This is a genomic window from Tenacibaculum aiptasiae, from assembly GCF_008806755.1.
In the GTDB taxonomy this organism is placed as follows: domain Bacteria; phylum Bacteroidota; class Bacteroidia; order Flavobacteriales; family Flavobacteriaceae; genus Polaribacter; species Polaribacter aiptasiae.
The window spans coordinates 58,914-66,807 of record NZ_WAAU01000036.1 but is presented as its reverse complement, the minus strand read 5'-3'; the positions used below and the strand labels follow the sequence as shown (position 1 = coordinate 66,807).

At 32.2% G+C, this 7,894-nt stretch carries 2 protein-coding genes; one reads left to right on the top strand and one right to left on the bottom strand.

Annotated elements, in window-relative coordinates:
* Positions 1–3,722 (bottom strand): Calx-beta domain-containing protein (locus tag F7018_RS17470; RefSeq protein WP_217701397.1); only part of this gene is annotated, 3,722 nt, incomplete at its 3' end.
* A gap of 1,452 nt (positions 3,723–5,174) precedes the next feature.
* On the opposite strand from F7018_RS17470, the gene F7018_RS17465 reads away from it, so the two are divergent.
* On the top strand, positions 5,175–7,892 hold the full coding sequence (locus F7018_RS17465; protein WP_150901392.1) for a TonB-dependent receptor: 2,718 nt from the start codon (positions 5,175–5,177) through the stop codon (positions 7,890–7,892).
* Positions 7,893–7,894: the final 2 nt, after the last annotated feature.

Sequence of the window (7,894 nt, the reverse complement as noted above, 5' to 3'; positions counted from 1 at the left end):
TAAACCTTATTATCTGCGGTTACTGAAACTGTTAATGCTTTTGGATCTATTGTTAACGTAATATCTTTAGTTCCTGAAGCATATATTCCGTTAGCTGCTACAGTTGCTCTTATGGTAACTGTACCAACATTTCCTATAGTTACCGTTTCATTATTTGTACCTGATAAACTTGTTCCATTAGGAGATCCAACTATAGAATATGCAATTGTACCTCCAGAATTTGAAGTTGCTCCTAAATTAAAATTAGCATCTCCATAAGTAACTGTTATATCATTAAACGTAATTGTAGGATCATCATTTGTAATTGTTCCTGTAGCTGTACCTGTCAAAATACCTACATCAACTGGACTAGACAATGTTACTGTAAAGCCTTCATCTGGTTCAACAGTTGTATCTCCACTCACATTTATTGTGACTACTTTACTAGTTTCTGTAGCTGCAAAGTTTACTGTACCACTTGGAAAAGCTCCTCCAAAATCTGCTGCTACCGCTGGATTCGCTCCACTTCCCGTTACAACATAATTCACAGCACTTGTTCCACTAGTATCTCCATTACGAGTAACCGTAAAAGTGAATGCCGTAGAACCTGTTGTTCCTTCTGCTTTTACTGCATCTGTTGCTGCTATAGAAACAGAAGTGTCATCATCTGTAATTGTAACAGTAGATGTAGCATCAGCTACTTGTGGCTCCACAGAAAGATCATCTAAAATTAAACCTAGTGTTTGTGTTAATGTTGAAGTAAATAATACTCTAGAAGTTGTACCTGTTGCGGTAAATGAAAATGTACTTGAAGTATATTCAAAAGTAGTATTTGTTTTTGTTACTGTAGTACTATTTAAGTTAGTTAGTACTCCTCCATTATTATCTTGAACAGTAATTGTTCCATTAACAGATGCTGGTGAACCTCCTGCAGTTCTTCTTGATGTTATAAAACTTACATCGTAAGTAGTTCCTGCTTTTGTTGGAAAATCTTGATATCCTTGAGACAAGCAATCAACTTCCAAAACTTGATTTGAAGCAACACTACCTCCATATACTGTTTCTGTATTTACTTCAAAAGAAAAACTTCCAGCACAATTCGGCGTTCCTGATACTGTAGTCCATCCTGTAGTTCCATCTTGAAACCCTGCATTTATAATTAAGTCTCTTGTAACTTGAACTGTAAAAGATTTATCTGCTTCTATTGTAGTATCTCCTATAATTGGAATACTAATAGTTCCCGTACTACTACCTGCTGGAATAATTATTCTAGCATTTGCCGCTGGTGCTGTATAATCTACACCAGCTACTGCTGTTCCTGGCACCACAGTATAATATATTGTTGTTCCACCTGATGGTGCTGGAGAACTTAAGGTTACCACAACATCTGCATTCGTTGTTCCACTATCTCCTTCTGTTATTGTCGGACTACTAACACTAACACCTGAGTCGTCATTTGTAATACTACCTGTAGCTGTAGCTGTTCCGATTTCTGCTCCTGTTGGATTTGATAAGGTTACTGTAAATTCTTCAGTTTGTTCAAATGCACTATCTCCATTTACGTTCACTGTAATTACCTTACTAGTTTCTGTAGCTGCGAAATTGACAGTTCCAGATGGTAATGCTCCACCAAAATCAGTTGCGTCTGCTGCATTAGCTCCACTTCCAGTTATTGCATAATCTACTGAACTTGTTCCCGTAGTAATTCCAGTACGAGTTACTGTAAAAGTAAAGGCAGTATTTCCTGAATTCCCCTCACTTTTTGTAGCATCTGTTGCTGCTATTGAAACAGATGTGTCATTATCCGTTATAGATATTTCCGTATCTGTATTTCCTAATACTGCATTTACAGGATTAGAAAGTCGGATAATTAATGTTTCTGTCGATTCAACCTCAGCATCATCTTTTATTGTAATATTAGGAAGGCTAATAGTTTGTGTACTTGTACCACTAGGTGCTGTAAAAGAAGCTGTTCCAGAAGTTGTTCCTGATGCTAAAGTATAATCAGTTCCTAGTTGAGCCGTTCCAGCTATTACTTCCCAATCTACAGAAACATTAGAAGTACAATCTCCTTGAACCTCAACTTCGAAAGAGAATGATACAGCTGTTTCTCCAGCTGCATTTAATGGTTCGTTAAGAGTTGTAGATGCAATTCCACCTAACATAATACTTGATCCATCTACTGTTGCACTTGGTGGTGCTCCAAATCCTGCAAAATATCCTGCGGCTCCTTTATTACCTGACGCCCCTAAAAAACCTACATTTATAGGGTTCGTAGCTCCTACGGACTCGTCTCCGTTCCCTTTAATATTGATTGAAGTTACTCCAGAAGGAATCTGATATGTATGTGTAAACCATTCTGTATTACCTGTAACATTATTACTACTATTATCAACATCATCTCCTCCATCTGGTCCTATTACAAAAGTTGTTCCTCCTCCTGTAGGTGTTACAGTTGTATTAGTTCCTACTGGAACCGTAATATTTAAATACGCTGTTCCAAACTGTAATGGATTCGCTATAGTTACTTCTGAAACTTCAGAACATAAACTAATTGGCGGAATCAAATTCATACTCGATACATTAGACGCATTTGCTCCATTTGTTGTTTGATATACAAACGAAGGTTTATCTGTTCTAATATATGCATTATCATTACTATTAGTTGCTGTTTGCCAAAGACTATTTGTACTATTTAAAAGAATATAATCTCCAACATTAGCAAGTGTTGTTACTGCTGTTCCACTTCCATTTAAAAACACTTGTGTATTAGCCTGAGTAGCAACTACTATAGCATATTCTAGCGCTGCAGATCCTTGTCCTCTTACTAAAATAAAATCGCTTCCAGCTTCACTCACTGGTACTAATTGATCATACCCAATATCTCTACCTGCACTTGAAGCATCTGGTCCTGCTAAACCTCCTGAAGCTATCGCAATATCTTTATCTGAAGTTACAGAAATACCATTAAAACTATTTCGTTCTGCTGCAGTATCATAATCAGGATCTGATCCGTCTCCATCCACTAATTGAGCTATTACATAAGTTTCTCCTTGGCTTAAAGATTTATTAATTGTAGTTGATGTACCATGACCTATAAAAGTTCTTCCATTAAAATCTGTAAAAGTTACATTCGTAGTACCTGACTGTGTAGCCATTACAGAAATAAATAAAACATTTCTATCATAAGTATTATTTGCAACTGGACTTCCTGTTATAAAACTTTGACCTAAACCAGCACTCCCTTTTCCTGTTAAAGAACCTCCTTGCGAGCCCGAGTCATGCCTTAGGTTTACATAAAAATTATTGGATGCTGTTAAAATCAAACCTTGATTACTTGGGTCTTCATAACCTGGAGTTACAGAAGCATTTAAATCTCCTGTAGAAGTATTAATATCATTTGTAGTCAATACTCCTGTTCCTGCTACTGAATCACTAGAACGAACACCAATTCTAATTACCAATGGATTGGTAGCACTAATAGAAGCAACTCCTGTAGTTGAATTGTATTGTCCTGGACTAGGAGAACCACTCGTAATAATAGATGTTCCTGCTCCTGCAGCCAATTGACCTGTTGGTAATTTAGTTGTTCCGTCTCCTAATGTAATAGTTACATCAAAAGCAGCTGACTCTAAAGTAGTTAATACTAAATATTGTTCATTTTGAGTATTACTTGCCTGTACTCCGGACACATATGGAGGCACGTAATGTGTATTTGAATATTGTGCATGATTTTTATGCACAAATAGAAAAAAATTAAAAAATATGAGTAAACTCAGTATAAAAATTTTGTCAGGCTCTCTTTTTCTAGCCTCCTTAGTTTTGGAAAATTTACTAAATAGGGAATCTTTTTTTTTCATGTATGTAAGGTTAATTGTGTTTGTATAAAATGATTCTTGTGGTTTTTCTAGTTGATAATTTGTATTTATGTTTTCATTAAATATTTTTTGGTTATAGTCTTTCGTTATTTGTTAATTATATCTTTTATAGCTGTTTTAAACTAAGTTTAACTGTATAGAAAATATCTTATCATTGAGCACCTGAATTTTTAGGACTCCTTTAAATCCTACTTCATTAATTATTATTTCTTAATCGATTTTATTTTCAAAAGACATTAATTAATAGAAGAGTTTTGTTGCCTTTTGACTTAAAAGAATCAGATTGTTTTTACACCTTTCTTGTTTGAAAGTACTGATTCCAAATATTAGTTTTTGAATTGAGTATTTTTTCCCCATACTACATAGTGTTTTTCCTGTATTAAATAGTGTTTTTCTTTTACAGAATAGTGTTTTCCCCCTACAACAAATAGTGTTTATCTAATTTCAAATTCACTAAACATTTTAAATAAAAACATATACACTTATTAATAATTTAATTTAACGCAGAACCTCATCTATTTCACACTTTTAAAACAATATTGACTACCCTCTTTTTTTGATATAATCACCATCTAAACTCCAGAAAAACTGCACTTTAACTTCAATTTTAACCTCACAAAATTCTGATGTATTCTCATAGCTTTGTAGTAAGTTTTATATCAAAAAAAATTGCTCTCTAAATGGAGAAAAAATTTTAATTCTACTTCTCTCTTTTAAATATAGTTTTTTAAACAAAATGAATTTCTTTGCTATTTTGAAGAGAGTTCTAAAACCAATTTTTATATCTAAAATTCGTTTCGTTTTTATAGCGATTAGATAAGATATTTCTATTTATTGCTCATTTATTATTTACTTGAAATTTTACACATCAATAATATTCAAATAAATGCTCTTATGTCTAAAACAGCGGTTAAACGGTACTACTTACTTCGCTGAATAACAGAAAAGTATCGACGAACGGTTTATAAATTGAATAAAAGGCAACTACCTCATATTCCTATCTGAGAAGATTACTTTATAAGATGAGCAGAAATAAATTTTAATTTGAAGAAACTTAGACATATTATATGTTAAAAAAATGCTTTCCATAACAATGTATATGCCTTTGTTTTAACCTAATAGAACTAACCACCCAAAACACCATCAACACTTTTAACATTTAAACTAAAAGATTAATCAATTATTAGAATAATAAATATCAAAAAACCTAAATTTTCACATTTTATTTATCGATTAATTAAAAATTAATTAAATCTTAATTTTTCTTTTTTTATTTAGATTAAATACAAATAACTTTGTCCCCAAATAAAATGAAGGATGGATTTAAAGTATATCCTATTAGTTCTTGTTTTAACCTTTTCAAGCTTAAGTTATTCTCAAATAAAAGGTACTGTGCTAGATACTGAAAGTAGTCTCCCGATTTCAGAAGCAGTAATAAATATAAAACCATACAATAAATGGGCAGTAACTGATAAAAATGGACAATTTAATATTGCTGTTAAAAAACTACCTGTAACCCTAGAATTTTCTTTTCTCGGAAAGAAAAAAGTTAGTTTATTGGTTAAGGAATTTAAGTCTGATATAATTATTCGCTTAGCAGACAATGATCTTAAACTAGATGAAGTTGTTGTTACAGCTAAAAACAAAGAAGAAAGTACAGGTTCTAATTTAGTATTAGGTAAACAAGCTATAAACTTAGTACAAGCTCAAAGTGTTGCTGATGTAATGCAATTAATCCCTGGTAATTCTATTTCTGAATCTAATTTACACGAAAGACAATTATTAAGTTTAAGAACAGCATTTTTTAGTGATGCTTCTAGAAGGAATGTAAACAATGGACTTCTTACAAATAATGATCCATATTTACTTAACAATACTTTTGGTGTTGGTTATGTTATAGATGATGTCCCTATAGATAACGATGTAAATTTAAGTGGCTTTAGAGGTCTTAAGTATGGTGGTTTTAATAATATTACCGAAAACAACACCGTTAACATGGGCTTAGATTTAAAAAACCTAAGTCTAAACAACATAGAATCTATTGATATTGTTCAAGGAATATCTTCTGCTAGATATGGTAACCATACTTCTGGATTAGTAAAAATTAATAGAGCTCATGGAACAGCTCCCTTTTCTTTAAATACAACTTTACGAGCTGGATCTTATAGTGTTTCTCTTTCAAAAGGATACAGATTACCCAAAGAAAAAGGTTTTTTAAACTTAGGCTTAGACTACTTAAGATCTGATGCCGATCCTAGGTCAGCAATAGATAAGTATGATCGTTTAACCTTTAACGGTAGTTGGTCGTACAGAAAGCCTAATAAAACACGCAACTTATTAAGTTTTAGCTATGCTCAAAATATAAATTCATACAACACTCAAGAATCAACAACTAGTAGAAGGGAAAGAAAAAATGATAGTAGAAGATTTAGATTATCTAATACCAATACAACATACTTTAGCAATTTCTTTATCGACAATATCACTAGTACTATCTCTTTAGACTACAGTGAAAACAATAGTTTGAACTCTAACTTCACTAGTTATGGAGGTAATCCTATTTTAGGAGCTACAAGTGAAGGTACCTATGAAGCTAGTTATACTCCTGTTTCTTATTGGGCTACTGAACAAGTAGACAACAAACCATTATCTTTTTTCAGCAGATTAGAAGCTCAAAAAGTATTTGACTTCAACAATACTATTTTTAAAATTGATTTAGGAGCTTCATTCAGTATTAATAAAAACTTTGGCAAGGGAAATACAAGTAGTTCGGATGAACCTCTTATTATTTATAGTGTTTCTAGTCGCGGAAGTAATGGTTTTAGAAACATCAATTTTAACGATAATTTTCCGGCAGATAAACGTTTTAGCACTTATCTAACTACGAATATTAACAGCAAAATATTTGGTAAAAAGTGGGTTACAGATTTAGGGTTAAGATATGATAATTACAACAAACACTCCATCTTAAACCCTCGTATAAACACAAAATTATATTTATCTAAAAAATTAAAATTTAGAACTGGTGCTGGCCTATTTAGTAAAGCGCCTTCTTTACAATCTCTTTATCCTGGTAATCTTTATTACGATTACTTAATTGCTGACTACAGAACCAACTCATATTCATTAGCTTTAGCTCATACTTTTGTTAGACAGTTTACAAACGAAAACTTAAAACCTTCTCGTACATTTAAATATGAAGCCGGTATTGATTTTAACACAAAAGCAATAAACACATCTTTAACTTTTTATTATAATAAACTAAAAGACGGTTTTACTAATCAAAGTAGTTTTGAAATAGCACAACTACCAACCTATGATTTTACTTTTTATCCAGACAGAGCTCCTGACTATACCCTTAGCGGACACAAACCTGTTTTATTAAATTACAACTTACCTAGTAACGCTTTAGAAAGCGAAAATTACGGATTAGAACTATTAGTAAATACTGGAAAAATAAAGGAAATTAATACCTCTTTTAATTTAACAGCAGCTTATAGAAACACCTTAAACAATAACCCTTTAAATTCTTTTATTGTAAACAATGATGATTCATCAGATGTTTTAATTGGAGTTCATAAAGGTAGACCTACAAGGTTTCAAAAAATTAATAGCTCAATAACAGCAATTCATCATATTTCAAGTATAGGACTAGTCATAACTCTTACTGCCGAGCAATTTATTATGGCCAAACAATCCAATTTTGGCAGAAATATTTATCCAATTGCATACTACGATAGAAACCTTAACCACCACACTATTCCAGAAAGCGAGCAAAGCGATACCAAATATAGTGGAGTCAGAAAACTAGGAACCAATAGCGACTCCTTTTCTAATGATATTGATAGAGTTTATGGGAATTATCATTTAAGATTAAGCAAAGAATTTGATAACGGCTTACGATTCTCTTTTTATGCAGTTAATTTCTTAAACCATTTACCTAAATCCAGAAAACTAAATAGTGATGGTTCATGGAGTCTTAGTCAATTAAACAGACCTATTTCCTTTGGGGGAAGTATTTTTTATAAATTTTAGAA